Annotated in this window: 24 protein-coding genes; 17 read left to right on the top strand and 7 right to left on the bottom strand. The window is 66.3% G+C overall.

Annotation, left to right across the window (positions count from 1 at the left end; genetic code table 11):
- Positions 1 to 48 precede the first annotated feature (48 nt).
- Positions 49 to 564: a GNAT family N-acetyltransferase gene (locus ACN2C7_RS11635; RefSeq protein ID WP_419317151.1), complete on the bottom strand. Its 516-nt coding sequence runs from the start codon at positions 562 to 564 to the stop codon at positions 49 to 51.
- 142 nt (positions 565 to 706) lie between these two features.
- Here ACN2C7_RS11635 and secG point away from each other — a divergent pair, with 142 nt between their 5' ends.
- The 4 genes from secG (at position 707) to ACN2C7_RS11615 (ending at position 4,255) form a co-directional block, all read left to right on the top strand.
- On the top strand, positions 707 to 1,156 hold the full coding sequence (secG, locus tag ACN2C7_RS11630; RefSeq protein ID WP_419317149.1) for a preprotein translocase subunit SecG: 450 nt from the start codon (positions 707 to 709) through the stop codon (positions 1,154 to 1,156).
- 76 nt (positions 1,157 to 1,232) lie between these two features.
- A complete protein-coding gene (locus tag ACN2C7_RS11625; RefSeq protein WP_419317147.1) occupies positions 1,233 to 2,885 on the top strand; it encodes a CTP synthase in 1,653 nt (550 codons plus the stop codon).
- Between the two features lie 115 nt (positions 2,886 to 3,000).
- The gene (rpmF, locus tag ACN2C7_RS11620) at positions 3,001 to 3,183 is read left to right on the top strand and encodes a 50S ribosomal protein L32 (protein WP_007671126.1); all 183 of its coding nucleotides are present in this window, start codon (positions 3,001 to 3,003) and stop codon (positions 3,181 to 3,183) included.
- Between the two features lie 118 nt (positions 3,184 to 3,301).
- Complete coding sequence (locus tag ACN2C7_RS11615) at positions 3,302 to 4,255, top strand: retroviral-like aspartic protease family protein (RefSeq protein ID WP_419317145.1); 954 nt, start codon at positions 3,302 to 3,304, stop codon at positions 4,253 to 4,255.
- 2 nt (positions 4,256 to 4,257) lie between these two features.
- Here ACN2C7_RS11615 and ACN2C7_RS11610 read toward each other — a convergent pair whose 3' ends face one another.
- A complete protein-coding gene (locus tag ACN2C7_RS11610) occupies positions 4,258 to 5,028 on the bottom strand; it encodes an enoyl-CoA hydratase (protein ID WP_419317143.1) in 771 nt (256 codons plus the stop codon).
- Positions 5,029 to 5,138: 110 nt separating this feature from the next.
- On the opposite strand from ACN2C7_RS11610, the gene eno reads away from it, so the two are divergent.
- The 8 genes from eno to ACN2C7_RS11570 all read left to right on the top strand — a co-directional run bounded on the left by eno (position 5,139) and on the right by ACN2C7_RS11570 (position 14,766).
- The gene (gene eno / locus ACN2C7_RS11605) at positions 5,139 to 6,419 is read left to right on the top strand and encodes a phosphopyruvate hydratase (protein WP_419255280.1); all 1,281 of its coding nucleotides are present in this window, start codon (positions 5,139 to 5,141) and stop codon (positions 6,417 to 6,419) included.
- Positions 6,420 to 6,953: 534 nt separating this feature from the next.
- Positions 6,954 to 7,250, top strand: coding sequence for an FtsB family cell division protein (locus ACN2C7_RS11600; RefSeq protein ID WP_419255281.1), 297 nt, complete (start codon positions 6,954 to 6,956; stop codon positions 7,248 to 7,250).
- Between the two features lie 172 nt (positions 7,251 to 7,422).
- Complete coding sequence (gene pdhA, locus ACN2C7_RS11595; protein WP_419255282.1) at positions 7,423 to 8,454, top strand: pyruvate dehydrogenase (acetyl-transferring) E1 component subunit alpha; 1,032 nt, start codon at positions 7,423 to 7,425, stop codon at positions 8,452 to 8,454.
- 14 nt (positions 8,455 to 8,468) lie between these two features.
- A complete protein-coding gene (locus ACN2C7_RS11590; RefSeq protein ID WP_419321456.1) occupies positions 8,469 to 9,812 on the top strand; it encodes a pyruvate dehydrogenase complex E1 component subunit beta in 1,344 nt (447 codons plus the stop codon).
- A gap of 161 nt (positions 9,813 to 9,973) precedes the next feature.
- Positions 9,974 to 11,269 (top strand): pyruvate dehydrogenase complex dihydrolipoamide acetyltransferase, encoded by a 1,296-nt coding sequence (locus tag ACN2C7_RS11585; RefSeq protein ID WP_419317141.1) that lies wholly within the window; start codon positions 9,974 to 9,976, stop codon positions 11,267 to 11,269.
- A 26-nt stretch (positions 11,270 to 11,295) separates the two neighbouring features.
- Complete coding sequence (locus ACN2C7_RS11580; protein WP_419317139.1) at positions 11,296 to 11,772, top strand: glutathione peroxidase; 477 nt, start codon at positions 11,296 to 11,298, stop codon at positions 11,770 to 11,772.
- A gap of 82 nt (positions 11,773 to 11,854) precedes the next feature.
- Complete coding sequence (gene lpdA, locus ACN2C7_RS11575; RefSeq protein ID WP_419317137.1) at positions 11,855 to 13,255, top strand: dihydrolipoyl dehydrogenase; 1,401 nt, start codon at positions 11,855 to 11,857, stop codon at positions 13,253 to 13,255.
- A gap of 8 nt (positions 13,256 to 13,263) precedes the next feature.
- The gene (locus tag ACN2C7_RS11570) at positions 13,264 to 14,766 is read left to right on the top strand and encodes a DUF6880 family protein (RefSeq protein ID WP_419317135.1); all 1,503 of its coding nucleotides are present in this window, start codon (positions 13,264 to 13,266) and stop codon (positions 14,764 to 14,766) included.
- A 10-nt stretch (positions 14,767 to 14,776) separates the two neighbouring features.
- Here the strand turns inward: ACN2C7_RS11570 and ACN2C7_RS11565 are convergent, their stop codons facing one another.
- Positions 14,777 to 16,330 carry an AMP-binding protein gene (locus ACN2C7_RS11565; protein WP_419317133.1) on the bottom strand — a complete coding sequence of 518 codons (1,554 nt, stop codon included), beginning with the start codon at positions 16,328 to 16,330 and terminating at the stop codon, positions 14,777 to 14,779.
- Between the two features lie 102 nt (positions 16,331 to 16,432).
- Entirely contained in the window at positions 16,433 to 17,473 is a 1,041-nt protein-coding gene (locus ACN2C7_RS11560) for an alpha/beta fold hydrolase (RefSeq protein ID WP_419317131.1), read from the bottom strand.
- Between the two features lie 82 nt (positions 17,474 to 17,555).
- Here ACN2C7_RS11560 and lipA point away from each other — a divergent pair, with 82 nt between their 5' ends.
- Together lipA and ACN2C7_RS11550 are read left to right on the top strand one after the other, a co-directional pair.
- Positions 17,556 to 18,533, top strand: a complete 978-nt coding sequence (lipA, locus tag ACN2C7_RS11555; RefSeq protein WP_419255291.1) for a lipoyl synthase — start codon at positions 17,556 to 17,558, stop codon at positions 18,531 to 18,533.
- Between the two features lie 2 nt (positions 18,534 to 18,535).
- Positions 18,536 to 18,991: a type II toxin-antitoxin system RatA family toxin gene (locus ACN2C7_RS11550; protein WP_419317129.1), complete on the top strand. Its 456-nt coding sequence runs from the start codon at positions 18,536 to 18,538 to the stop codon at positions 18,989 to 18,991.
- On the opposite strand, the gene ACN2C7_RS11545 is transcribed toward ACN2C7_RS11550, so the two are convergent.
- The 3 genes from ACN2C7_RS11545 to ACN2C7_RS11535 are packed head-to-tail and all read right to left on the bottom strand — an operon-like array spanning position 18,988 to position 21,789.
- A complete protein-coding gene (locus ACN2C7_RS11545; RefSeq protein ID WP_419317127.1) occupies positions 18,988 to 20,103 on the bottom strand; it encodes an FUSC family protein in 1,116 nt (371 codons plus the stop codon). The two genes, ACN2C7_RS11550 and ACN2C7_RS11545, sit on opposite strands and share 4 nt — an antisense overlap.
- Positions 20,104 to 20,105: 2 nt before the next feature.
- Entirely contained in the window at positions 20,106 to 20,597 is a 492-nt protein-coding gene (locus ACN2C7_RS11540) for a CinA family protein (protein WP_419317125.1), read from the bottom strand.
- A 40-nt stretch (positions 20,598 to 20,637) separates the two neighbouring features.
- A complete protein-coding gene (locus ACN2C7_RS11535; RefSeq protein ID WP_419317123.1) occupies positions 20,638 to 21,789 on the bottom strand; it encodes a bifunctional 2-C-methyl-D-erythritol 4-phosphate cytidylyltransferase/2-C-methyl-D-erythritol 2,4-cyclodiphosphate synthase in 1,152 nt (383 codons plus the stop codon).
- Between the two features lie 98 nt (positions 21,790 to 21,887).
- Here ACN2C7_RS11535 and dusB point away from each other — a divergent pair, with 98 nt between their 5' ends.
- The 3 genes from dusB to ACN2C7_RS11520 are packed head-to-tail and all read left to right on the top strand — an operon-like array spanning position 21,888 to position 25,431.
- Positions 21,888 to 22,895, top strand: coding sequence for a tRNA dihydrouridine synthase DusB (gene dusB / locus ACN2C7_RS11530; protein ID WP_419317121.1), 1,008 nt, complete (start codon positions 21,888 to 21,890; stop codon positions 22,893 to 22,895).
- Positions 22,892 to 24,007 (top strand): two-component system sensor histidine kinase NtrB, encoded by a 1,116-nt coding sequence (locus tag ACN2C7_RS11525; protein WP_419317119.1) that lies wholly within the window; start codon positions 22,892 to 22,894, stop codon positions 24,005 to 24,007. Before dusB ends, ACN2C7_RS11525 begins: the two co-directional genes overlap by 4 nt.
- A 2-nt stretch (positions 24,008 to 24,009) precedes the next feature.
- On the top strand, positions 24,010 to 25,431 hold the full coding sequence (locus ACN2C7_RS11520) for a sigma 54-interacting transcriptional regulator (protein ID WP_419317117.1): 1,422 nt from the start codon (positions 24,010 to 24,012) through the stop codon (positions 25,429 to 25,431).
- Positions 25,432 to 25,460 lie beyond the last annotated feature (29 nt).

Here is a 25,460-nt window from a genome sequence, read left to right as displayed (position 1 = left end):
CTCGAGGTTTCGGTCTGGACCTTGGCGCCGACGCTGCGTGCTTGTCACCTAGAGCAGCAATCCAAACAGCCTGCAGTCACGCCGCTCGCCGTCGCGATGGATATGGCCCTTGAGATAGCCTTCGGGGTCGAAGCCCAGCCGCTCCAGAAGGCGCTCGGCGCGGGTGTCTCCCACATGGGTTCGGGCGATCAGGCGCTTGAGGCCGATCGAAGCGGCGTGGGCCAGCAGTGCGCTAACGGCCTCCAGGCCATAGCCTTGGCCCCAGCCCTCGCGGGCGACCATGAACCGCAGCTCTGCGCGATGATGTCGTTTATCAATGTCAATCAGTTCGCAATAGCCGAGGAAGTCCTCGGTTTTCGACTGGCGGATCGCCCAGTAGTGGGCCTTGCCCTCGTCCATTTCGGCGACCTGGGCGATAACGCAGGCCTCGACCTCTTCAGGGTCATCGATGGGCGCCTGATCCCAGTGGGCCATGACCTCGGGATCGCTGAGGAACGGATAGACGTGCGGCGCATCCGACGGTGTCAGCGGCGCCAGGGTCAGTCGCTCGGTTTCAAGGATCATTTGGGGTTTTGGCTTCGCGCTGAGGTCTTGAGTTGACGGGCGTCCTTCCCAGCTATGGCGTGAGCGCGCCGCTAGTGGTAGAGGGGCCGCTTCGTTTTTCACGGCGGAACGTCCCGTCGCCCGGATCGAGATCAGTTTACTCATGCTCATCGGCATCCTGCTCGCCATCAACATCGTCGTCTGCCTCGGCCTGATCGGCGTGGTTCTGCTGCAGCGTTCGGAGGGGGGCGCCCTGGGCATGGGAGGCGGCAACACCGGCTTCATGACGGCGCGCGGCGCGGGCGACCTGCTGACTAGGATCACCTGGATCCTGTTCTCCATTTTCCTGGTGATCAGCCTGGTCCTGACCATCCTGACCGGCCGCATGGGCGGCGCCTCGGCCGTGGATCGCCTGAACATCGACAGCCTGGACACCAAGACGCTGAACGCGCCGATCACGCCGCCGGCTCCCGTCGGCCAGGCCCCCGGGACCGCCCAGCCGGGCGCCATCCAGGCCCCGACCCCCAGCATCAACCAGCCGCTGACCTCGCAACCGGCCCCCGCGCAGCCCTCCGCGCCGGTGCCGGCCCCGGCCCAAACCCCGGCCCAGTAAGCGTTTGCAGCGAAAGCTGTTGATGAACGTCGGTCTTTTCGACGCGATCGCCGAATCGCGAGTAATCTGAGCGCCCATGACCCGGTACATCTTCATCACCGGCGGCGTGGTTTCCTCGCTTGGAAAAGGCCTCGCCTCCGCAGCGCTCGGAGCGCTCCTCCAGGCTCGTGGCTACAAGGTCCGCCTTCGTAAGCTCGACCCTTATCTCAACGTCGATCCCGGCACGATGAGCCCGTATCAGCACGGCGAGGTCTTCGTGACCGACGACGGCGCCGAGACGGACCTCGACCTTGGCCATTACGAGCGCTTCACCGGCGTTTCGGCGACCAAGGCCGACAACATCACCACCGGCCAGATCTACAAGACGATCATCGAGAAGGAGCGGCGCGGCGACTATCTGGGCGCGACCGTCCAGGTGATTCCGCACGTCACCAACGAGATCAAGCAGTTCGTGCTGTCGCCGGCCATGGACGAGACGGGCGAGAAGCCGGTCGACTTCGTGCTGGTCGAGATCGGCGGCACGGTCGGCGACATCGAGGGCCTGCCGTTCTTCGAGGCGATCCGCCAGCTGCGCCAGGACCTGCCGCGCGGCCAGAGCTGCTATGTCCACCTGACCTTGCTGCCGTTCATCAAGACGGCCGGTGAGATGAAGACCAAGCCGACCCAGCACTCCGTCAAGGAGCTGCGCTCGATCGGCATCCAGCCCGACATCCTGCTGTGCCGCTGCGAGCAGGAGATCCCGGTCGAGGAAAAGCGCAAGATCGCTCAGTTCTGCAACGTGCGGCCCAGCGCCGTGATCCAGGCCATGGATAGCTCGTCGATCTATTCTGTGCCGATCGACTATCACCACGAGGGGCTCGATGCGGAGGTGCTGGACGTCTTCGGCCTGCAAGACGCGCCCAAGCCGGACCTGAGCCGCTGGGAAGCGATCGAGGAGACGGTCAACCACCCCGATGGCGAAGTGACCATCGCCGTGGTCGGCAAATATACCGTCCTGAAAGACGCCTATAAGTCGCTGATCGAAGCGCTGCATCATGGCGGCCTGGCCAACAGGGTGAAGGTCAATCTCGACTGGGTCGAGAGCGAGACCTTCGAGGGCGATCCCGGCGCGGCTGCGGCTCGCCTGGAGAACGCCCACGCCATCATGGTGCCCGGCGGCTTTGGCGAGCGGGGGGCGGAGGGCAAAATCCGCGCCGCCCAGTTCGCCCGCGAACGCAAGGTGCCGTATTTCGGCATCTGTTTTGGCATGCAGATGGCGGTCATCGAGACCCTGCGGAACGTGGCCGGCATCAAGGACGCCTCGTCCAGTGAATTTGGCCCCACCGACCGTCCGGTCGTCGGGATCATGACCGAGTGGATCAAGGGCAACGAGACCGTTCAGCGACGCTCTGGCGACGACCTGGGCGGCACCATGCGCCTGGGAGCCTTCGACGCGGTTCTGACGCCCGGAAGCAAGGTGGCCCAGATCTACGGCGACACGGCCATCAGCGAGCGCCACAGGCACCGCTACGAGGTCAATATCGGCTACAGCCACCGGATGGAGGAGTCCGGCCTGAAGCTGACCGGTCGTTCGCCTGACGGCGTGCTGCCCGAAATCGTCGAACGCGAGGACCATCCGTGGTTTATCGGCGTTCAGTTCCACCCGGAACTGAAGAGCCGTCCGTTCGCCCCGCACCCGCTGTTTGCGAGCTTCATCGCGGCCGCCAAGGAGCAGGGCAGACTGGTCTGAACAGGCGTGTTGCATGTCTGAAGAGATTCAGGCATAAGCGCGCCCTCACACGGCGGCTTGGGTTATCCTGAGTCGCCGTCTCTAATTTTCACGCTCAGCGCGCAGAGTCACTTCGATGGCCGTTCCCAAAAGAAAAACTTCGCCTTCTCGCCGGAACATGCGCCGGTCGCACCACGCCCTGGGCGCAAACTCCTTCGTGGAAGACAAGGACTCGGGCGAACTGCGTCGCCCGCACCACGTCGACCTGAAGACGGGTCTGTACAACGGCAAGCAAATCCTCACCCCCAAGGAAGACTAAGGTCTTTCCTTCACGGCTGTGAATTCGAAGACGCCGCCAGGGTTCGCCCCGGCGGCGTTTTTTGTCATGGCTGTATAAAAAACGGTGTTATCCTGAGTGGACCAAGGGAGGTCCGCCCATGCTCACACGCCGATTTTTAACGGCGGGACTGGGGCTGTCGTTGTTGCCTCAAGGCGCTCTGGCTGAGCAGCCTGCGCTGGTGCTCACGCCGCCGCCTGAACCCGTCCTGGTCCTCGACGCCTCTCTCGACCTTGACGATCGCCTGACCGTCCCGGTTACGGTCAATGGCCAGGGACCGTTCGACTTTGTCGTCGATAGCGGTGCGGATCGCAGTGTTCTCTCCGCGCCGCTGGCCGATCGACTAGGCCTGGCCCCGGGTCCCAATGTGCTGGTTCACGGGGTTGGCGGCTCGCAGATCACGCATACCGCCCAGGTTGGCGAACTTGTTGTCGGCGATACGCGGCTCTCCAGCGTCAATCTTCCCATCCTTCCGCATGAACGCGTCGGCGCCGACGGCCTGCTGGGCGTCGATATCCTGGAAGGTCGCAACGTGATCATGGACTTCCGCAAGCGGAAGCTGGAGATTCGCCGCAGCCGCTCGTCCCTCGATTTCGTCCGGTTGCCCCGCGAGGTCTCGGTTATGGCGGATGATCGCTTTGGCCGCCTGACTGTCGCCGACTGCAGGGTGGCTGGGGCCAAGGCCCTGGCCTTTATCGACTCTGGCGGTGGGGTCAGCATCGGCAACATGGCCTTGTCCCGCGCCATTGCCACCCGCCGGCGCCGTCATGACGATGTGAGGCCAGCCCGGTTGTTGACGGCGTCCGGTGAGATCTCCGTCGGCGAGTACCGCATCGCGCCATCCCTGACGCTGGGCGATCTACGCCTGACCAATGTGCCGATCGCCTTCGCCGACCTCCACATCTTCGATGTCTGGAGACTCAATGATCGGCCGGCCTTGCTGCTGGGCGTCGATATCCTGCGACTGTTTTCACGGGTCGAGCTCGATTTCGGCGCGGGGCGGGTGTTGTTCCGCATCGGCGGCGTGACGCCGCCCCGCATCCTCAGCGCCTGATCCTACTGGCTGCGTCCCCGGGCCTGGATCTGGGCGCGCCTGGCCTCTACCGCCGCAGGCGTGACCTTGCGATTGTGGGCGCTGGAACGCTCATGCTCGATTTCGAGGCCCTTGCGGAAGGAGCGGTCAAACCCGTCGTCGATCAGGCTCTTGTAGAATGACAGGGTCTCCACCGGGATCGACGCCATGTCGGCTGCAAGCTTGAGCGCGGTCGGCATCAACTCGGCGGCCGGAACCACACGATTGACCAGGCCCCATTCTGCTGCGGTCGTGGCATCGATAAAGTTGCCGGTCAGTGAAAGCTCCTTGGCGCGATAGATCCCGATCAGGCGCGACAGTTTTTGCGACAGCCCCCAGCCAGGCATGATCCCGACCCGGGCGTGGGTGTCGGCGAAACGGGCGTTCTCGGATGCGATCAGCACATCGCAGGCCAGCGCCAGTTCGAAGCCGCCGGTGATGGCGACCCCATTGATCGCGCCGATGACCGGCTTGCGACACAACTCGATCGCTTTCACCGGATTGGTTTCCGCGCCCTGGTCATTGGCCGCACTCATCGCCCTTGGGTCGCTGCCCAACTCCTTGAGATCCAGTCCGGCGGTGAAGGCCTTCTCGCCGGCGCCAGTCAGCACGACCACACTGATCGCCGGGTCGGCGTCCAGCTCGAACATGACGGTATGCAGCATGGCCCGCAGGGCCTTGGACAGGGCGTTCATGGCCTCTGGTCGGTTCAGGGTGACAATGGCGATCGGGCCGCTCTTCTCGACGGTCAGCATGGCGTACTCCTCTTGTGACCAACGATCAGTCGTCATCCCGAGGGAAGTCAAGTTGCGCCGCAGCGCGGTCGCGGCTAAGGCTCCCGCGCCTTTCGCCTTGAGGAGCTGCCATGACCGAGATCGTCGACATCATCGCCCGCGAAATTCTCGATAGCCGGGGCAACCCGACGGTTGAGGTCGACGTGATCCTGGAAGACGGCGCCTTTGGCCGCGCCGCCGTGCCCTCGGGCGCCTCCACCGGTGCTCACGAAGCGGTCGAGAAGCGCGATGGCGACAAGAGCCGCTATCTGGGCAAGGGCGTTTTGCAAGCCGTTGACGCCGTGAACGGCGAGATCTTCGACGCCCTTTCCGGCGTCGATGCCGAAGACCAGCGCCGGCTCGACAATCTCCTGATCGATCTGGACGGCACCCCGAACAAGGCGCGCCTGGGCGCCAATGCGATCCTGGGTGTTTCGCTGGCGGCCGCCAAGGCCGCCGCCGAGTCCGCAGGTTTGCCGCTTTACAAGTACGTCGGCGGCGTCAATTCGCGCGTGCTGCCGCTGCCGATGATGAACATCATCAACGGCGGCGCCCACGCCGATAATCCGATCGACATCCAGGAATTCATGATCCTGCCGACCGGCGCGGCCAGCTTCAGCGAAGCCCTGCGCATGGGCGCCGAGATCTTCCATGGCCTGAAGAAGGCTTTGAAGGACGCCGGCCACAACACCAACGTGGGCGACGAAGGCGGCTTCGCGCCCAACCTCGGTTCGGCTGAAGACGCCCTGGCGTTTATCGTCAAGGCCGGTGAGGCCGCAGGCTACAAGGCCGGTGATGATTTCGTCCTGGGCCTCGACGTCGCCGCCACCGAGTTCTTCAAGAACGGCAAGTACGAGCTGGAAGGCGAGGGCAAGAGCCTGGATCCCGCCGGAATGGTCGACTACCTGGCTGGCCTGGCCGCCAAGTTCCCGATCCTGTCGATCGAGGACGGCATGTCCGAAGACGATTTCGAGGGCTGGAAGCTGCTGACCGAAGCCTTGGGCAAGAAGGTTCAGCTGGTCGGCGACGACCTGTTCGTGACCAACCCCAAGCGCCTGCAGATGGGCCTGGACAAGGGCCTGGCCAATTCGATCCTGGTGAAGGTCAATCAGATCGGCACGCTGTCGGAAACCATCGACGCCGTCGATCTGGCTCACCGTGCTGGCTACACCAGCGTGATGAGCCACCGCTCGGGCGAGACCGAGGACTCGACCATCGCCGATCTCGCGGTCGCGCTGAACTGCGGGCAGATCAAGACCGGTTCGCTGGCCCGCTCGGACCGGCTGGCCAAGTACAATCAACTGCTGCGCATCGAGCAGATGCTGGACGATCAGGCCGTCTATGCGGGTCGATCGGCTCTCAAGGGTCGTTGATCGCCCCTAAAGCGTGAATTTCAGGAGGGCGCGGCTTCGGACAGGAGCCGCGCCTTTTTCTTGACGACACAGCCCCTGATGGCGCGAAAGGCGGGATCGCCCGCCGAGCCGCCCTCCGGCGCCTGTCACATGGCCCGGACCGAGATAGCGCGCGACCATAGGCTATCCAGCCGTGTCCTCTCTCTCAGAGTGTTCTGAAGATGGTCGAGTTCAGGGCCGTGATCAGCCTGCCGGGCAAGGATGGCGATTCTCGCGCGCGCGCGCGGTCAGCGCGCCGTCGGCTGGATAGACGCCGGATCAGACGCTCTCATTTTTTCTATAAGCCCCTCCCGGAAGGGTTCCGGCGGTGGAATTCCTGTGTTCGCGAGTGCGAAATGAGCGCTGCGATGCGGTATCTAGATGCCGGTGAAACGATCTCAAATGAAAGCATCGGGCGGCGGCGGCTCTCGGATCGCAGACGCACTTCGTCAGCCCTTATTCAGAAGGCGTTAAGCACGATCTGAGACCCTGAGGATCCCCTCCCGGGATTCTCAGATGTTCGCCCGACTGCAACCGATCCTGCCGACCGCGGCGATCCTTTTCCTGATCTTCTACTTCGTGTTTCACGCCCTGACCGGCGAACGCGGGCTATTGTCGACGTCTCAACGCAATGCAGATCTTGCGGCCAAGACGAAGGAGCTCAAGAAGATCCACGCTGAAAGGATGGACCTGGAGGCTCGGGCTCGTCTATTACGCAGCGGCAGTCTGTCGGCCGATCTTCTGGAAGAACGCGCACGTTCTCTCCTGGGATATGCCGACCCGAGGGACTACGTGATCCGTACCAAGCGCTAGCGCTTTCGGAACACGGCCGACGGCGCGGACTGGCGATGGTTCTCCGGCTCATCCGATCCGGGAGCGATCTGGGCGTGACATGTGGAACACTTCCTTCGCGGAACCGACGACGACTTCGGCGGGACGTGCTCTGGGATGAAGGCCGCGATGAAGATTGGCCAAGGAGAGTTGAATGGCGCGAACGCGCAAGGGTGAAGCTTCCGAGGGTAAAGCGGGTGACACCGGTGTCAACGCTTTCGTCGGTAAGGACGAGCTTCTGAAGTTCTATCAGGACATGCTGCTTATCCGCCGCTTCGAGGAGCGCGCGGGCCAGCTGTACGGCATGGGCCTGATTGGCGGGTTCTGCCATCTCTACATCGGTCAGGAAGCCATCGCGGTCGGCATGCAGTCGATCCAGCAGAAGGGCGACCAGATCATTACGGGCTACCGTGACCACGGCCACATGCTGGCCGCCGGCATGGATCCCAGGGAAGTCATGGCCGAGCTGACCGGTCGCGCAGGCGGTTCGTCGCGCGGCAAGGGCGGTTCGATGCACATGTTCGACATCGAGACCGGCTTCTACGGCGGCCACGGCATCGTCGGGGCCCAGGTCGCGCTGGGCACGGGCCTGGCGCTAGCCAATCACTACAAGGGCAATGGCAACGTCTCGTACGCCTATTTCGGCGACGGCGCGGCCAACCAGGGCCAGGTCTATGAGAGCTTCAACATGGCCCAGCTGTGGAAGCTGCCGGTCGTGTACGTGATCGAGAACAACCAGTACGCCATGGGCACCAGCGTCGAACGTTCGGCGTCGGAGACCGCCTTCCACAAGCGCGGCGTCTCGTTCCGGATTCCGGGCGAGGAAGTCGACGGCATGGACATCGTCGCCGTGCGCGAGGCCGGCGCTCGCGCCACCGAGCATGCGCGAAGCGGCCAGGGCCCGTACATCCTTGAGATGAAGACCTACCGCTATCGTGGTCACTCGATGTCGGATCCGGCCAAGTACCGCACCAAGGAAGAGGTCGACGAGGTCAAGCACACGCGCGATCCGATCGATCACATCAAGGAGCGCCTGGCCAAGGTCGGCGTCACCGAGGACGATCTGAAGGGCATCGACGCCGAGGTGAAGCGCATCGTCGCCGAAGCTGCGGAGTTTGCCCGCACCAGCCCTGAGCCGGATCCGTCCGAGCTGTACACCGACGTATACCTGGAGGCCGCCCAGTGAGCGTGGACATCCTGATGCCCGCCCTCTCACCCACGATGGAAGAGGGCACGCTGGCCAAATGGCTGGTCAAGGAAGGCGACACCGTCAAGGCCGGCGACGTGATCGCCGAGATCGAAACCGACAAGGCGACGATGGAAGTCGAAGCCGTCGATGAAGGCGTCGTTGAGGCCATTCTGGTTCCCGGCGGCACAGAAAACGTCAAGGTCAACACGCTGATCGCGCGTCTGAAGGGCGAAGGCGAGGCGACCTCGGCGGCTCCGGCTCCGGCTCCCGCAGCCCAGGCTGCTCCGGCCGCCGCCGCGCCTGTCGCGGCGACTCCTGTCGTCAACGCCGGCGCCTCAACCTTTGCCGATCCGGAGATCCCGGCCGGCACGCCGATGAAGAAGATCACCGTGCGTGACGCCCTGCGCGACGCCATGGCCGAAGAGATGCGCCGCGACGACCGCGTGTTCCTGATGGGTGAGGAAGTCGCCCAGTACCAGGGCGCCTACAAGGTCAGCCGCGACCTGCTGCAGGAGTTCGGCGCCAAGCGCGTCATCGACACCCCGATCACCGAGCACGGCTTTGCCGGCATGGGCGTCGGCGCGGCGATGGCCGGCCTGAAGCCGATCGTGGAGTTCATGACCTGGAACTTCGCCATGCAGGCGATCGACCACATCATCAACTCGGCCGCCAAGACGCTCTACATGTCGGGCGGCCAGATCAAGTCGTCGATCGTGTTCCGCGGCCCCAACGGCGCAGCCAGCCGCGTCGGCGCCCAGCACAGCCAGGACTACGCGGCCTGGTACGGCAACGTTCCCGGTCTGAAGGTCATCGCGCCCTATGACGCGGCTGACGCCAAGGGCCTGCTGAAGGCCGCCATCCGCGACCCGAACCCGATCGTCTTCCTCGAACACGAGATGATGTACGGCATCGAATTCGACATCCCCGATGTCGAGGACCACGTCGTGCCGATCGGCAAGGCCAAGGTCCGCCGCGAAGGCACGGACGTCACCCTGGTGGCCTACAGCCGCATGGTCGGCTTCTGCCTGAAGGCCGCTGACGAACTGGCCAAGGAAGGCATCTCGGCCGAGGTCGTCGATCTGCGGACCATCCGTCCGATGGATCACGAGACGATCCTGCAGAGTGTGAAAAAGACCAACCGTCTGGTCACGGCCGAGGAAGGCTGGGGTCCGATGGGCGTCGGCGCCGAGATCGTCGCCCGCATCACCGAGCACGGCTTCGACTACCTGGATGCGCCGCCCCTGCGCGTGCACCAGGAAGACGTGCCGCTGCCCTATGCGGCCAATCTGGAAGCCCTCTCGCTGCCTTCGGTCGAGAAGATCGTCTCGGCCGCCAAGAAGGTCTGCTACCGCTGATGAAGACCCGGCTCACGTCTGGCGGGATGGCGGCAATCGCTGCATACCTGTTGGATGTGAGCCGTTTCGATTCCGGCCAAGAACAACACCTCGCCCCGGCGCGAGATCGCGCGGACGACGGCCCGGCCGACAACGTCCCGAACGCTTGAGGAAGAAGCTCAATGTCGATCGACATCCTGATGCCCGCCCTGTCGCCCACCATGGAGGAGGGAACCCTCGCCAAGTGGCACGTGAAGGTGGGTGACACCGTCAAGGCCGGCGACGTGATCGCCGAGATCGAAACCGACAAGGCGACGATGGAAGTCGAGGCCGTCGACGAAGGCGTGGTCGAGGCCATCCTGGTCGACGCCGGGACCGAAAACGTCAAGGTCAACGCCCTGATCGCCAAGCTGACCGGGGAGGGCGAAAGCGCCGCTCCGCCGCCCGCAAAAGCGCCCGATAAACCAGACAGCGCCAAACCTGATAATGCGCCGGTTGCGACCGCACAAACTGCACAAACCGCACAAACCGCACAATCGGCCGCGCCGGTCGCGGATGGCGCGCGCGTGCTGGCCTCGCCGCTGGCCCGACGCCTGGCCGCCGCCGCCGGTCTGGATCTGAAGACCGTCAAGGGCAGTGGCCCGCATGGCCGGGTGGTCAAGGCCGATGTCGAGGCCGCCGGCAAGGGCGGCGCCGCGCCGGCCAGGGCCGCGCCTGCCGCGTCGGCTCCGGTCGCCGCCGCCGCGCCGCGCCAGGTGCTGTCGCTGGAGCAGATGGGCATCCCCGCCGGCTCCTACGACCTGGTTCCGCTGGACGGCATGCGCAAGACCATCGCGCGCCGCCTGACCGACAGCTTCCGCGACGTGCCGCACTTCCCGCTCACCATCGATCTCGAGATCGACGGCCTGCTGGCGGCGCGCGCCAAGATCAACAGCCTGCTGGCGGATCAGGGCGTGAAGGTGTCGGTCAATGACATCATCATCAAGGCCGTGGCCGTGGCCCTCAAGCGCGTGCCGGAGGCCAACGCCTCGTACACGCCCGAAGGCATCGCCATGCACAAGCACGCCGATATCGCCGTGGCCGTGGCCATCGACGGCGGCCTGATCACCCCGATCGTCCGCGCCGCCGAGACCAAGGGCCTGGCCCAGATCTCGGCCGAGGTGAAGGACCTGGCGGCCCGCGCCAAGGCCAAGAAGCTGAAGCCCGAGGAATTCCAGGGCGGCACCTTCTCGGTCTCCAACCTGGGCATGTTCGGCATAAAGGCCTTCGCCTCGATCATCAACGAGCCGCAGGGCGCGATCATGAGCGTGGGGGCCGGCGAGCAGCGCGCTGTGGTCAAGAACGGCCAGCTGGCCGTGGCCACCGTGATGACCGTGACCCTGACCTGCGATCACCGCGTCGTCGACGGCGCGATCGGCGCCAAGTTCCTGGCGGCCTTCAAGCCGCTGATCGAAGAGCCGCTGACCCTGATCGTCTGATCATCGGAAAGGGCAGGGAGAGCGCCATGTCGGTCTATGACTACTCGGCCAAGACGCTGGACGGCCAGGACGTGAGCCTGGCCGACTATCGCGGGCAGGTTCTGCTGATCGTCAACACGGCCAGCAAGTGTGGATTCACCCCGCAGTATGAAGGCCTTGAAGCGCTTTACCGCGACTACAAGGATCGCGGCCTGACCATCCTGGGCTTCCCCTGCAACCAGTTCGGGGCCCAGGAGCCCGGGAACGCCGAAGAGATCGCCAGCTTCTGCTCGCTGACCTATGACGTGACCTTCCCGATGCTGGCCAAGATCGACGTCAACGGCCCTTCGGCCCATCCGCTCTATGCGTTCCTGAAGAAGGAACAGAAGGGCGTGCTGGGCACCGAGGGCATCAAGTGGAACTTCACCAAGTTCCTGATCGGCCGCGACGGCGAAGTCGTCGAGCGGTTCGCTCCCACCACCAAGCCCGAAGACCTCAAGGTCGCGGTCGAGGCGCTGCTCTAATTCTCCCGGATCGGCTTGCAGGCCGATCGATCGAGGCCGCCCGGCTCCCCTCGGGCGACGTCCAAGCTAGGGTAAGAACACCATGTCCACGGAATTCGATGTCGTCGTCATCGGCGCCGGTCCTGGCGGCTATGTGGCCGCGATCCGCGCCAGCCAGCTGGGCCTGAAGACGGCGATCGTCGAGCGCGAAAACCTGGGCGGTATCTGCCTGAACTGGGGCTGCATCCCCACCAAGGCCCTGCTGAAGTCCGGCGAGATCTTCGAGCAGCTGTCGCATCTGGATAGCTATGGCCTGTCGGTCGAGAAGCCGTCGTTCGACTTCAACAAGATCATCGAGCGCTCGCGCGGCGTGGCCAAGACCATGTCGGGCGGCATCGCCTTCCTGATGAAGAAGCACAAGATCGAGGTCGTCGAGGGCGAGGCTAGGCTCGAAAAGGGGACGCCGGCTCCCAAGGTCGTCGTGGCCCTGAAGGCCGGCGGCAGCCGCACGATCCAGGCGAAGAACGTGATCCTGGCCAGCGGCGCGCGGGCCAGGAACATCCCCGCCATCGGCGCGGTTTCGGACGGCGACAAGGTCTGGACCTATCGCGACGCCCTGGCGCCGAAGACCATGCCCAGGTCGCTGGTCGTGATCGGCTCGGGCGCCATCGGCATCGAGTTCGCCAGCTTCTATCGCGCCCTGGGCGCCGAGGTGACCGTCGTCGAGGCCGTCGACCGCATCATGCCGGTCGAGGACGCCGAGGTGTCCAAGGCCGCCCAGAAGGCGTTCGAGAAGCGCGGCATCAAGTTCCGCATCGGCGCCAAGGTCACCAAGATCGACAAGACCGCCACGGGCGTCTCGGTGTCGGTCGAGGTCGGCGGCAAGGCCGAGCAACTGACCGCCGAGAAGTGCATCGTCGCCATCGGCATCGTGCCCAATACCGAAGGGACCGAAGCGGTGGGCCTGACCACCGATCGCGGCCACGTCGTCACCGGCAAGCACGGCGAGACGAACGTTCCGGGCCTTTACGCCATCGGTGACGTCGCCGGCGCGCCCTGGCTGGCGCACAAGGCCAGCCACGAAGGCATCCACGCCGCCGAATTCATCGCCGGCTACAAGACCCCGGCCGTGCATTCGCCGATCCCGGGCTGTACCTATGCCAATCCTCAGGTCGCCTCGGTGGGCTACACCGAAGCCGCCGCCAAGGCGGCCGGCATCGACGTGAAAGCCGGCCGCTTCCCGTTCAAGGTCAACGGCAAGGCCGTGGCCGCCGGCGAAACCGAGGGCTTCGTCAAGGTGGTTTTCGACGGCAAGACCGGCGCCCTGATCGGCGCCCACATGATCGGCCACGAAGTGACCGAGATGATCCAGGGCTTCGTCACCGCCATCACGCTGGAAGCGACCGAGGAAGACCTGCACGGAATCGTCTACGCTCACCCGACCATGTCGGAAGCCATGCACGAAGCCACGCTCGATGCGTATGGACGGGTGCTGCACATCTAGGGGCCTGAATGGCGCGCGCGACGGCCTCGACGACCGACAAGCCGGCCAAGGCTGGGATCAAGGCTGCGGCCAAGGCCAGGAAGGGGTCGAAGACCACCCTTTCCGAGGCCAACCTCGCCGATCTGGGCGCGGAGCGGCTGGCGACGATCCTGATGGATCTGTCGGTCGACGGCTACGTCAAGCGCGCCCTGCGGCTGGAACTGGTCGCCGAGGCCAGTCCCGAAGGCCTGGCGCTGGAGATTTCCAAACGCCTGGCGGCCATCGCCAAGGCCACCTCGCGCATCCACTGGCGCAAGCGCGCCGCCTTCGCGCGCGATCTGGATCTGCACTTTCGGATGATCCAGCGTCTGGCGGAAAGCGATCCCAAGGCCGCCCTGACGCTGCTGATGGATTTCCTGGACCTGGCCGGTTCGGTCTTTGACCGCATCAGTCAACCCGAGGGGCCGATCGGTGAGGTCTTTGTCGAAGCGCGGGACGCGGTCGGCGACATCGCCCTGAGCGCCAAGGTCGCGCCCGTCGATCTGGCCGACCGGGTGGCGCGGCTGATCCTGTGCGACGACTATTTCGTGTTTGGCCCGCTGGTGGCTGTCGCGGCCCCGTCTCTGGGCGTGGCCGGTCAGGCGCGATTGGGCGAGCGCCTGCAGGCCGCCTTGACCCAGCGCCCCGCGCGCTCGGCCGGCGCCTATGACGCCAAGGCGTCGGTGGTCCGCGACGCCCTGCGCCGTCTTGCCGACATCAATGGTGACGTGGAGGCCTTTATCGCGACCTTCAGCGAGACCCAGCGGCGGTTTCCCGCCATCGCCGCCGAGATCGGGCGTCGCCTTCTGGCCGTCGGCAAGGCGGGGGAGGCCCTGGCCGCTCTGGAGGCCGCCGCAGCGACGGTCAAGCCGCACGGCCTGCTGTCGGTCCGCGCCGAGCCCGACGATCCGGTCGAGCGCGCCGCCTGGGAGGATGTCTATCTCGAGGCGTTACAGGCCAATGGCCGCCAGGACGAGGCTCAGCGCCGGCGCTGGGCGGCCTTCGAGGCCACCCTGTCGATCCCGAGGCTCAGGGCGTTCCTCAAGGGCCTGCCGGACTTTGACGACGTGGTCGCCGAGGATGACGCCAAGAAGATCGCCGCAGAGTTTCCGCGCTTCGAGGCCGCCCTGGCCTTTCTGATCGAGTGGCCGGATCTGGCTGCAGCGGCGCGACTGATCATCAACCGTCACGGCGCGATCAACGGCGCGGACGAAGACCTGCTGACCGCCGCCGCGCGCCGTCTTGAAGGCGCCTATCCGCTGGCCGCGACCCTCTTGCTGCGGGCCATGATCCGCAATGTGCTGACCTATGGCGTCGCGGGCCGCTACAGGGCTGCGGCCCAGCAATGGCTGGAGATGGAAAGCCTGGCGCCGATCATCGCCGATTTCGGCGAGTTCCCGGACCACGAGACCTTCATGGCCGACCTGCGGGCCATGCATGGCCGCAAGCAGGGCTTCCGCGCTGAACTGGAAGCCCTGGGTGGCGTATTCTAGGCAGATCTGTCTAGGCGGCCCTGGCGTCCTGATCGGCCATGCGCTGGATGGCGACATAGTCGGTCTTGCCGCTGCCCAGCACGGGCACTTCGGGCACCTTCAGGATCTTGCGCGGCACCGCCAGCTCCGGCGCGCCGATGGTCTGGGCGTGGGCCACCAGGTCAGAGACCGCAGCGTCGTGGCGGTCCGTGACCAGAACCAGCCTCTCGCCCTTTTTCTTGTCGGGCATCGAGATCACCGCGTGTCGGCCGTCGGGCCAGACCGCCGAGGCCAGGTCTTCGGCCGCCGTCAGGGAGACCATCTCGCCGGCGATCTTGGCGAAGCGTTTCACCCGGCCCTTGATGGTGATCCAGTTGTCGTCGGACATCGAGACCACATCGCCGGTGTCGTGCCAGCCGCCATCCGGCGCATCGATGCCGCCGTCCTCGCGCAAATAGCCCAGCATGACATTGGGTCCGCGGACCAGCAGTCGGCCGCCGCCTGAAATGCCTTCGACGGGCTCGACTCGGAATTCCTGACCGGGCAGCAGGCCGCCGACCGTGCCGCGACGATTGTCATCGGGCTTGTTCACCGCAATGACCGGCGAGGCCTCGGTGGCGCCATAGCCTTCCAGAACGGGGACGGGGCCAAATTTGTCGTTGATGAGGTTGTGCGTCTCTTCCCGAACCTTTTCAGCGCCACAGACGATAAACCTCAGGCCAGACAGCTCGTCGCTGTCCGACGCGCGCGCATAGTGGTTGAGGAAGGTGTCGGTGGCGAACAGCACCGAGGCGCCGACGTCCTTGACCAGGGCCGGGATCTGCTTGGTGTGCAGGGGCGAGGGGTACTGGAACGCCTTCATGCCCTTCAGCAGCGGCAGGATCACGCCGCCCGTCAGGCCAAAACAGTGGAACACGGGCAGCGGATTGAAGAAAATCCAGTCCGGGTCCAGCGCGATATGCGCTGCGACCTGCTCTGCGTTGGTGACCATGTTGGCCTGGCTCAGCACCACGCCGCGCGGCGCGCCGAAGCTGCCCGAGGTGAACAGCACCACGCCCCGGTCCGACGGCTTGGCCGGCGCCCGGAACTGACGCGGAAACGCGCCCGCGGCAGCGGCGAACAGCTTGTCGGCCAGACCGATCGTGCCGCGCACGTCTTCCAGATAGGTGATCGACGCCTGGGCTTCGAGCGCATCGACGATGTCGTGCAGATTGCCCAGCTCGATGAACTTGTGAGCGGTCAGGACGCGCTTGACCTTGGCCAGCTGGCAGGCGGCCTTCAGGTTTCGCAGGCCGGCCGTGAAGTTCAGCATGGTCGGCACGCGACCGAAGGCGTGCAGGGCAAAGAAGGTCACTACGGCCGCCGAACCCGAGGGCAGCAGCACGCCGACGTTCTCGCCGGGCTTCGTCATGGCCGCGATCTTGCGGCCCAGAGCAAAGCTCGCCCGGATCAGGTCGGTATAGCTGAGCGGGTTGCGATCTTGATCCTCAAGGATGGGCTTTTTGGCGCCATAGGTGTCGCGCGCATCGATGAGGGCGTCGAAGAGGGCCTTCTGGCCATCTTCCGCTTTAAAAACTACCGGCATCCCGGCGCAACCTCCCCGAAAAGCGTCATGGCTTTCGTTCGTTAGGTCGCGAGACTGCCGGGGAAGGTCCAGCTTTGCAAGGAAGAGTCACAAACCGCAGGATCAGCCCTTGTGGCGCGGCGCCTTGGCCGCGATGCGGGCCTTGATGAAGTGCTCGATCTCGACGAGCCAGGCGTCCCTTACGGCGTCTGATTCCATGTGCAGGTCGTGATGACCGGCGGGAAGCGCCGCCGCCCGGCAGTCGGCGATCGCGGCGCAGGCGCCGGCCAGGATCGCGGGGGTCGTCAAGCGATCCTTGCCCCCGTGCAGCATCAGCACCGGCGCCCTGACCCTGGAGACATCGGCGCGGGCGCGCTCGGACGCTTCGACCAGGGCTGCCTGCCAGCCGACGCTGGGTGAGCCCATGCGAAGGTCGGGATTGGCGGTCAGCCAGGCCTGCTGGACCGCGCCCCGTGTCTTGTCATCGGTCATGCCGGCCGCGACGCCGACAGGCGCATCGCGGATCCAGCCAGGCGCGCCGGGCGGCCTGATCCAGCCCAGCTTCAGACGACTGGCCCAGACAGCGACCTGTGTCGTCTGGGCAGGCGAGCTTTGCAGCGCGAAGACCGGCGAGGACAGGATCACCCCATCGGCCGGCAGGCCGGTCTCGACGGCCCGCAAGGCCACCAGGCCGCCATCGGCATGGGCAAGAACCACCAGCGGCCGGTCGCCCTTGGGTCGGATCACCACATTGACCAGGGCGCGGACAGCGGCGGCGTCGGGCTCGAAGCTGTCGACATGGCCGACATCGCGCCAGGGCGTCAGGCGCTCGGAACCGCCCTGGCCCTGCCGCTCCAGCACCCAGACCGTGTAGCCGTCCTTGTTCAGATGTCGCGCCGTCTCGAACCACTTTTCCGCCGGCTCGGCGTAGCCGGTCAGAATCACGACCGTGGCGCGCGGACCGATCGGGGGGGCCGACACGCCATAGCGCTGCGCCGGGCCGTTTCCGACCCGCACATAGCCCCAGGCCCAGTTATCCGGCGCGTAGAATCTGGGTGTGATGGATGGCGGTGTCCGACTGTCGGCGAACGGCGCGCGGGCGTCGCCATCACCGCAGCCGGCGAGGGGCAGGAACATCAGGACGGCGAGGAGGAGGCGACGCATATGATGCACTCATTTCGCGCCTTCGCGCCTCATGCAAGATCGCGTGCTTGATCCGGAGGGCAAGAAGACCGATTTAGGCGCCATGGCCACAGTGATCGACACGCTGACGGCACGCACCCCGGAAGACCGGGCGGCGCGCCACCCCGAAAAGCAGAACCGCCCCGATACGGCGGTGCTGCGCAAGCCCGAGTGGCTCCGCGTCCGGGCGCCCGGCTCAGGCCAGTACAACGAGACCAAAAGCATCGTGCGTGAGCACAAGCTGACCACGGTCTGCGAGGAAGCGGCGTGTCCGAACATCGGCGAGTGCTGGAGCCAGAAGCACGCCACCATGATGATTATGGGCGAGATCTGCACGCGGGCCTGCGCCTTCTGCAATGTCGCCACCGGCCTGCCCAAAGCGCTGGACGCCGATGAGCCGCGCCGCGTGGCCGAGGCCGTCGCCAAGATGGGCCTCAAGCACGTGGTCATCACCTCTGTGGACCGCGACGACCTTGCCGATGGCGGGGCCCAGCACTTCGCCGAAGTCGTCCTGGCCATCCGCGCCGCCGCGCCGGGCACGACCATCGAGATCCTGACCCCCGACTTCCTGCGCAAGGATCGCGCGGAAAACGTCGTCATCGACGCCCGCCCGGACGTCTTCAATCACAACCTCGAAACCGTGCCACGGCTCTATCTGAAGATCCGCCCGGGCGCCCGCTACTACAACTCCCTGCGCCTGCTGGAGCGGGTCAAGGAGCGCGATCCGGGCCAGTTCACCAAGTCGGGCCTGATGGTCGGTCTGGGCGAGGCCAAGGAAGAGGTCATGCAGGTGATGGACGACATGCGCTCGGCCGGCGTCGACTTCATCACCATCGGCCAGTACCTGCAGCCCACCCGCAAGCACGCCGCCATCGACCGCTTCGTCACGCCCGAGGAGTTCAAGGCCTATGAGGCCATCGCCCGGGCCAAGGGCTTCCTGATGGTCTCGGCCAGTCCGCTGACCCGCTCGTCGCACCATGCGGGTGAAGACTTCGCCAAGCTGCAGGCGGCGCGCCGCGCCCTCGACGCCCGGACGGCCTAGGCTTGCATCGTCACGTCGTCACGCGGGTTCTGCCCTATGCGCCCGAGCAGCTGTTCGTGCTGGTCGGCGACGTGGACGCCTATCCCGACTTCGTGCCGTGGATCACCGCCATGCGCACCTGGAACGCCCGTCAGGACGGTGCGGTCAGCACCGTCGACGCCGAGGCCCAGGTCGGCTTCTCGTTCCTGAAAGAGAAGTTCGCCACGCGCGTGCGTCGCGACGCCGAGCATCTGACGGTCGATGTCAGCCTGCTGTACGGCCCGTTCAAGCGGCTTTCAAATCAATGGAAGTTCACGCCCAAAGGCGCTGAAACCACTGTCGAATTTGTCATCGACTTCGCGTTCAAGTCGCGCATGCTCGACGCCCTGCTGGCGGCCAATCTGGATCGCGCGGCCGACAAGCTGATCGCCTGTTTCGAGGCGCGCGCCCGACAGATCCATGGGGCCCCCGGGTCCTAGTCTGCGGCCTCATTGCGCTCTTCCAAGCGGTCGGCGAAGTCGCCGAGATTGGCGTGCAGGTTCTCGACCGCGAACACCAGACCAAAGATCCGCGCCGCGTCGTCGAACGGCAGGTCCCGGATCGAGCCATCGGCGCGCAGCCCTTCAACCGCCTCCTGAAAGCGGACATGGGCCTGCGAAAAGGCCAGGCGATCAGGGCGCGCGCCCATCTGGATCAGCTCTGCGGCCTGGATCAGGAAGGTTCGGGCGGCGTCGAGCATGGCGGCCGCCGGCTCGGCCAGGCCCGGGATGGCGATCGGCTGGACCAGCGCCCGGCCAATCATCACGATGTCGTTGCGCTGCCGCCAGAGGGTGCGGGGCAGGGCCTCGGGCGCTGATCTGAGGCTGAGGCGCGAAGCCGTCTCGCGGTCGGCCTCCGCCATGTCGGTCTGCAGCCTGGCCATGATCACCCGGTTGGCGTCGTACTGGTCGGCCGCCACCAGATCGCTGGGCTGGCCGCGCAGGACCCGGGCGTAGTGCGACAGCAGACCGGCGTTGAGATCGACGATCTCGCGCACCCTCTGGACGATCGCTCCGTGAGCCCGCGCGGGGAAGATCAGCAAGGTTGCCGCCACGCCTGCGAGGCTGCCGACGGTGATCTCGATCACCCGGTACATCGCGGCGGTCAGCGGATCCATGTGGGTGGTCATGCCGATCAGCATGATCACGGCGGTCACGGGGGCGACCTTGAAGGTCGGCCGCACGGCGGCGAGGAACGACAGCAAGGCCACAGCGACGCACAGGATCAGCCCGCCAAACGCCGGATAGCGCAGATGCAGATAGGCCGCCGCCGCCCCGACCACGGCGCCGACCACCGTCCCCATGAAGCGCTCGATCGAGGCGGTGATCGTCGCGCCGATGCTGGTCTGCACCACGATGACGGCGGTGAAGACCGCCCAATAGCCCTGCGGCAGCTTGAGCAGGGTGGCCACGGCATAGGCCGCGCCTACGGCCGCCGAGACCCGGATCGCGTGCCGGATTTCGCTTTTGCGGGCCGCCGCTGCGGCCAGGGCGTTTTTCGACAGTCCCGCCCCGACGAACCGCCGCCAGTCCGAGGGCGCGGCTTCCGGCATCTCTAGGCCACGGCCTCGCGCAGCATTTCCAGCGCCGTGCGCACGGCCGCCAGCTGCACAGCCTCGCGCGTCTGGCCGTCAAAGGTCTCGTGGCGATGCACGAGCGAGCGATTGGCGCGGGCCACGGCGAAGTGGACGGTGCCGACGGGCTTCATCGGCGTGCCGCCGCCCGGCCCGGCGATGCCGGTTATCGAGACCGCGACATGAGCATGACTGTTGGCCAGAGCGCCCTCGGCCATCATCCGGGCGACCGGCTCGGAGACCGCGCCATGGTCGGCGATCAGATCGCCGGGCACGCCCAGCATCTCGGACTTGGCGCGATTGGTGTAGGTGACGAAACCGCGTTCGAAGACGTCCGACGCGCCCGAGATCGAACAGATCGCCCCGGCCACCAGACCGCCCGTGCAGCTTTCGGCGGCGACCAGTCTCAGGGACTTCTCTCGGGCCTCGGCGACCAGCAGGCGGGCCAGGGTTTCGATCTCTAGCGGAAACATGCGGCTCTCCAGCGGATTCTCTTCGCCCAGACTATACCCCTCAGGCCGGAGTCTCGACCGCCACGACGGCCTGGGCCGCCAGACCTTCGCCGCGCCCGGTAAAACCCATCTGCTCGGTGGTGGTTGCCTTGACGCTGACCCGGTCCAGCGGTAGCGCCAGGATCTGGGCCAGGCGCTCGCGCATGGCGGCCCGGTGCGGCTTGATCTTGGGTCGCTCGCAGATCAGCGTGACATCGACATTGATGATCGTGCCGCCCCGGGCGCGCACCAGTTCGGCGGCGTGGATCAGGAACTTGTCGGAGGCCGCGCCCTTCCATTGTGGGTCGGTGGGCGGGAAGTGATCGCCGATATCGCCTTCGCCGATGGCGCCCAGCAGGGCGTCGGTCAGGGCGTGCAGACCGGCGTCGGCGTCGGAATGTCCGATCAGCGTCTGGTCATGGACGATCTCCACGCCGCACAGCCACACCGAGTCGCCCGGCCCCCAACGGTGCGCGTCGAAGCCCTGGCCGATGCGGGTGATGCGGGCCGCGCCCGCCAGTCGTTCAGCCATGGCGAAATCCTCCGGATAGGTCAGTTTCATCAGCAGCGGGTCGCCCGGCGTGAGGACGACGCGGCCGCCGGCGGCCTCCACGACCTGAGCGTCGTCGGTGGGCTCGGCCTGGCCATGCCAGGCCAGATAGGCCGAGACGAGGGCGCCTCGCCTGAACGCCTGCGGGGTCTGGGCCCGCCACAGATTGTCGCGAGAGGTCGTGGTCAGCGGCGCGCCGGGGTCGGTACGCTTCAGGGTGTCGGCGACGGGGAGGGCGGGAAGGGCGCCGTCCGCGTCGGTCAGGGCGCCGAGCAGATCGTCGATGGTCTTGCGGCTCAGGAAGGGCCGGGCGGCGTCGTGCACCAGCACCGGCTCTTCCGTCGGTCGCTGTGAAAGCGCTGCGAGGCCCGCCTGAACGGACAGCGCGCGCGTCGCGCCGCCCCGAACGCTGCGCCAGCCCTTCAGGCTCGCCAGCACATCGGGCAGGATCAGCGCGCCGTCTTCAGACGCCACGATGATCACATCGACCGCGCCTGCGGCGATGAAGCTCTCGACCGACCAGCGCAAAACGGGTTTACCGGCCACGGATCGCCATTGTTTGGCTTGGCCAGGGCCGGCCCGGGTTCCGGAGCCGGCGGCGACGATCACGGCGGAAAAGGTCATGCCGCTGTTTAGTCCGGCCGTTGCGGTTGTCCAGTCGATCCGGGCTTTACTGCGCCGCACAATATGCCTAAAAACACAGCGTCGGGGATGATTACAAAATGAGCAACAAGCTCGAGGTCGGCGGAGTGGAAGTGCCTGGGCGCGTGTGGATCGCGCCCATGACCGGCATTTCCGATCTGCCCTTCAGAGAAACGGCCACGGCGCTCGGCGCCCCTTATGTGGCGACGGAGATGGTGGCCTGCGCCGAGTTTGCGCGGGGGCGGCCTGACGTCGTGCGTCGCGCCGCTGTGGGCGAAGGGCTGCCGCTGATGGTGGTGCAACTGGTCGGTCGCGACATTGCTCTGATGGCCAAGGGCGCCCGCATGGCCGCCGAGGCCGGCGCCGAGATCGTCGACCTGAACTTTGGCTGTCCCGCCAAGGAAGTCTCCGGCGGCCAGCAGTGCGGCTCAGCCCTGATGCGCGATCCGGACCTGGCCGAAGCCCTGGTCGCCGCTGCGGTCCAGGCGGTGACTGTGCCCGTCACGGTGAAGATGCGACTGGGCTGGGACGACAACACCCGCAACGCCGCCGATATCGCGCGCCGGGCCCAAGCGGCTGGCGCGAAGGCGATCACGGTTCATGGCCGCACCCGCAGCCAGTTCTACAAGGGCGTCGCTGACTGGTCGGCTGTCGCCGAGGTCAAGGCGGCGGTGTCGATCCCGGTCTTGGTCAATGGCGACATCGTCGATGGCGCCAGCGCGCGCATGGCGCTGGATCAGTCGGGCGCCGACGGCGTGATGATCGGCCGTGGCGTCTATGGACGCCCGTGGATCGCCGGGGCCATCGAGGCGGCGCTTGAGGGCCGCGCCTTTGTCGAGCCCGACGCCGAGGAACGGCTGGCTATCGCTCTCACCCATTTCCGCCGAAGCCTGGATTTCTATGGCCAGCCCCTGGGTCTGAAAATGTTCCGCAAGCACCTGGCCTCCTACATCGAAGCCGCGCCATGGCCCGAGACGCCCGAGGCGCGCCGCGCCGCGCGCGCCTCGATGTGTCGTCTGGATGAACCTGAACTGGTCGAAGGCGCTCTGACGCGCCTTTGGCTGGGAGACCGGAGGATCGCCGCATGAGCGACCATGCCCGTGTTCTGAGCGGCAAGGCGCCCGAGGCGCTGAAGGCCGCCGCCTTTGACCTCAGCCCGGAGCCGGCGCTGGTCGTCGACAGCAAGGGCGGTCTGGTGGCCGTCAATGAAGCCGCCGAGGCGCTCTTTGGCCACGGCCTGTCGCTGCTGGCGCGCGGTCGTTTCCGCGCCGCCCTGCCGCCGGGCTCGGTTCTGGTCTCGCTGCTGGATCGGGCGATCTTCGAAGGCGCGCCGGTTCGCGAGCATGGCGTCGAGGTCAATCTCTTCGGTCAGCCGCCTTTCGAAGCCGATGGCGCCGCCGCGCCGCTGGGCGATGGTTCGGTGCTGCTGACCCTGCATGTCAAAGGCGTGCTGGGCGTGGATCGCGGCGCGGACGCCGCCGGTCTTCGCTCGGTCGTCGGGCTCGGCAAGATGCTGGCCCACGAGATCAAGAACCCGCTGGCCGGCATTCGCGGCGCGGCCCAGCTGCTCAAGACCGGCGCTTCAGCCGCCGACCAGCCGCTGGCCCAGCTGATCGTCGATGAGACCGACCGCATCCGCCGTCTGGTGGATCGCATGGAGGCCTTCTCCGAAGACCTGCCGACGCCGCGCGAGGCCGTGAACATCCATCAGGTTCTGGACCGCATTCGCGCCCTGGTCGCCAATGGCGTGGCCGACGGCCTGACCCTGCGCGAGACCTATGACCCCTCGCTGCCGCCGGTGTGGGGCGACGAGGATCACCTGATCCAGATCTTCCTGAACCTGGTGAAGAACGCCGCCGAAGCGGCTCACATGCGCGGCGACGGGCGCGGCGCGATCTCGATCCACACGGCCTGGCGCCCCGGCGTTCGGGTGCGCGGCGCCGACGGCAAGGCCGCCAGCGGCGCGCCCATCGAGATCCGGATCCAGGACAACGGTCCCGGCGTGCCTCAGAGCCTGCGCGACCATCTCTTCCAGCCTTTCGTCACCACCAAGCCCAACGGCACCGGCCTTGGCCTGGCCCTGGTCACCAAGCTTGTCACCGCCCATGGCGGCCTGATCGATTTCGAGTCCGAGCCCGGCCGCACCGTGTTTCGCGTGCTGCTGCCCGTGGCGCCTGCACCTTCCGTCGGAGACGCGTAAGCATGAATGCCGCCAGCAAGAAGATCCTGATCGCCGACGACGACTCGTCGGTGAGGCTCGTTCTCAGCCAGGCCTTCACCCGGCTGGGCTATCAGGTGCGCGCCACAGGCAATGCCACCACCCTGCTCAAGTGGGTCATGGACGGCGAGGGCGACCTGGTCGTCACCGACGTGATGATGCCCGACGAGAACGTCTTCGACGTGCTGCCGCGCATCCGCAAGGAGCGGCCCAAGCTGCCGATCATCGTGATGAGCGCCCAGAATACGCTGCTGACGGCGGTCAACGCCGCCGACGCGGGGGCGTTCGAGTATATCTCCAAGCCGTTCGACCTTGACGACGTCACCGCAGCGGCGCGCCGGGCCCTTTCGCGTCCGGCAGACGCCGAGGCGTCTAAGGCCCAGGCGCGGGCAATGCGCGACGAACGCCTGCCGCTGATCGGCCGCTCTGCGCCGATGCAGGAGGTTTATCGCACCATCGCGCGTCTGGTCGGCGCCGACCTGACGGTGCTGATCCTGGGCGAAAGCGGCACCGGCAAGGAGCTGGTCGCCCGGGCCCTGCACGAGCTGGGACGCCGTCGCGACGGCAAGTTCGTGGTCATCAACCTGGCGGCGGTTCCCCGCGAGCGGGTCGAAACCGAGCTGTTCGGGCGCGGTGAGGGCGATCTGGGCCGCCTGATCGAGGCAGACGGCGGCACCCTGTTCCTGGACGAGATCGGCGACATGCCGCTGGACGCCCAGACCCGCCTGCTGCGCGTGATCGACGGCACCGAGCCGGTGCTCAATCCCAAGACCGGGCGCCGGCCGAATGTGCGGATCATCGCCGCCACCAACCGTGACCTGCGGGGGCTGATCCAGCAGGGCCTGTTCCGCGAGGACCTGTTCTTCCGCCTCAACGTGGCGCCCGTGCGCCTACCGCCGCTGCGCGATCGCACCGAGGACATTCCGGACCTGGCCCGCACCTTCCTGCTGCGCGCCGCGCGGGAGGGGCTGCCGTCCAAGACCATCGATTCCAGCGCCCTGGATCGCCTGAAGGCCCATTCCTGGCCCGGCAATGTCCGCGAGCTGGAAAACCTGATCCGGCGGATGTGCGCCCTGTATGCCGAGGAGCTGATCACCGCCCGGATCGTCGATCGCGAGCTTCAGGACCATACGCCGGCCGTTCGGTCGGAAGAGGGGCCTGTCACCCTGTCGATGCTGGTGGAGCGTCACCTGGCGGGTCATTTCGCCGACCAGCCTGACGGCGTTCCGGCGGCGGGCCTGTACGATCGGGTTCTTCAGGAGGTCGAGCGCCCGCTGATCCAGCTGACCCTGTCGGCCACCCGCGGCAACCAGGTCAGGGCCGCCGAGATCCTCGGTCTGAACCGCAATACCCTGCGCAAGAAGATCCAGGACCTGGGCGTGGAGATGACCCGCGGACGGCGCTGAAGCTTATTTGGCACATAGCTGTTGATTTT

The organism is Caulobacter sp. ErkDOM-E, assembly GCF_048541895.1.
Lineage (GTDB): Bacteria > Pseudomonadota > Alphaproteobacteria > Caulobacterales > Caulobacteraceae > Caulobacter.
The sequence above is the reverse complement of the archived record's forward strand: the minus strand, read 5'-3'. Positions and strand labels throughout refer to the sequence as shown.

What these genes read in the sequence shown, in the direction of transcription:
- ACN2C7_RS11540 (WP_419317125.1), bottom strand. Translation starts at nt 20,597, where the DNA reads ATGTTTCCGCTAGAGATCGAAACCCTGGCCCGCCTGCTGGTCGCCGAG.
- dusB (WP_419317121.1), top strand. Translation starts at nt 21,888, where the DNA reads ATGAGCAACAAGCTCGAGGTCGGCGGAGTGGAAGTGCCTGGGCGCGTG.
- ACN2C7_RS11525 (WP_419317119.1), top strand. Translation starts at nt 22,892, where the DNA reads ATGAGCGACCATGCCCGTGTTCTGAGCGGCAAGGCGCCCGAGGCGCTG.
- rpmF (WP_007671126.1), top strand. Translation starts at nt 3,001, where the DNA reads ATGGCCGTTCCCAAAAGAAAAACTTCGCCTTCTCGCCGGAACATGCGC.
- ACN2C7_RS11580 (WP_419317139.1), top strand. Translation starts at nt 11,296, where the DNA reads ATGTCGGTCTATGACTACTCGGCCAAGACGCTGGACGGCCAGGACGTG.
- ACN2C7_RS11585 (WP_419317141.1), top strand. Translation starts at nt 9,974, where the DNA reads ATGTCGATCGACATCCTGATGCCCGCCCTGTCGCCCACCATGGAGGAG.
- secG (WP_419317149.1), top strand. Translation starts at nt 707, where the DNA reads ATGCTCATCGGCATCCTGCTCGCCATCAACATCGTCGTCTGCCTCGGC.
- ACN2C7_RS11615 (WP_419317145.1), top strand. Translation starts at nt 3,302, where the DNA reads ATGCTCACACGCCGATTTTTAACGGCGGGACTGGGGCTGTCGTTGTTG.
- ACN2C7_RS11560 (WP_419317131.1), bottom strand. Translation starts at nt 17,473, where the DNA reads ATGCGTCGCCTCCTCCTCGCCGTCCTGATGTTCCTGCCCCTCGCCGGC.
- ACN2C7_RS11625 (WP_419317147.1), top strand. Translation starts at nt 1,233, where the DNA reads ATGACCCGGTACATCTTCATCACCGGCGGCGTGGTTTCCTCGCTTGGA.
- ACN2C7_RS11600 (WP_419255281.1), top strand. Translation starts at nt 6,954, where the DNA reads ATGTTCGCCCGACTGCAACCGATCCTGCCGACCGCGGCGATCCTTTTC.
- ACN2C7_RS11520 (WP_419317117.1), top strand. Translation starts at nt 24,010, where the DNA reads ATGAATGCCGCCAGCAAGAAGATCCTGATCGCCGACGACGACTCGTCG.
- ACN2C7_RS11545 (WP_419317127.1), bottom strand. Translation starts at nt 20,103, where the DNA reads ATGCCGGAAGCCGCGCCCTCGGACTGGCGGCGGTTCGTCGGGGCGGGA.
- ACN2C7_RS11590 (WP_419321456.1), top strand. Translation starts at nt 8,469, where the DNA reads ATGCCCGCCCTCTCACCCACGATGGAAGAGGGCACGCTGGCCAAATGG.
- ACN2C7_RS11610 (WP_419317143.1), bottom strand. Translation starts at nt 5,028, where the DNA reads ATGCTGACCGTCGAGAAGAGCGGCCCGATCGCCATTGTCACCCTGAAC.
- lpdA (WP_419317137.1), top strand. Translation starts at nt 11,855, where the DNA reads ATGTCCACGGAATTCGATGTCGTCGTCATCGGCGCCGGTCCTGGCGGC.
- ACN2C7_RS11635 (WP_419317151.1), bottom strand. Translation starts at nt 564, where the DNA reads ATGATCCTTGAAACCGAGCGACTGACCCTGGCGCCGCTGACACCGTCG.
- ACN2C7_RS11535 (WP_419317123.1), bottom strand. Translation starts at nt 21,789, where the DNA reads ATGACCTTTTCCGCCGTGATCGTCGCCGCCGGCTCCGGAACCCGGGCC.
- lipA (WP_419255291.1), top strand. Translation starts at nt 17,556, where the DNA reads ATGGCCACAGTGATCGACACGCTGACGGCACGCACCCCGGAAGACCGG.
- eno (WP_419255280.1), top strand. Translation starts at nt 5,139, where the DNA reads ATGACCGAGATCGTCGACATCATCGCCCGCGAAATTCTCGATAGCCGG.
- ACN2C7_RS11565 (WP_419317133.1), bottom strand. Translation starts at nt 16,330, where the DNA reads ATGCCGGTAGTTTTTAAAGCGGAAGATGGCCAGAAGGCCCTCTTCGAC.
- pdhA (WP_419255282.1), top strand. Translation starts at nt 7,423, where the DNA reads ATGGCGCGAACGCGCAAGGGTGAAGCTTCCGAGGGTAAAGCGGGTGAC.
- ACN2C7_RS11570 (WP_419317135.1), top strand. Translation starts at nt 13,264, where the DNA reads ATGGCGCGCGCGACGGCCTCGACGACCGACAAGCCGGCCAAGGCTGGG.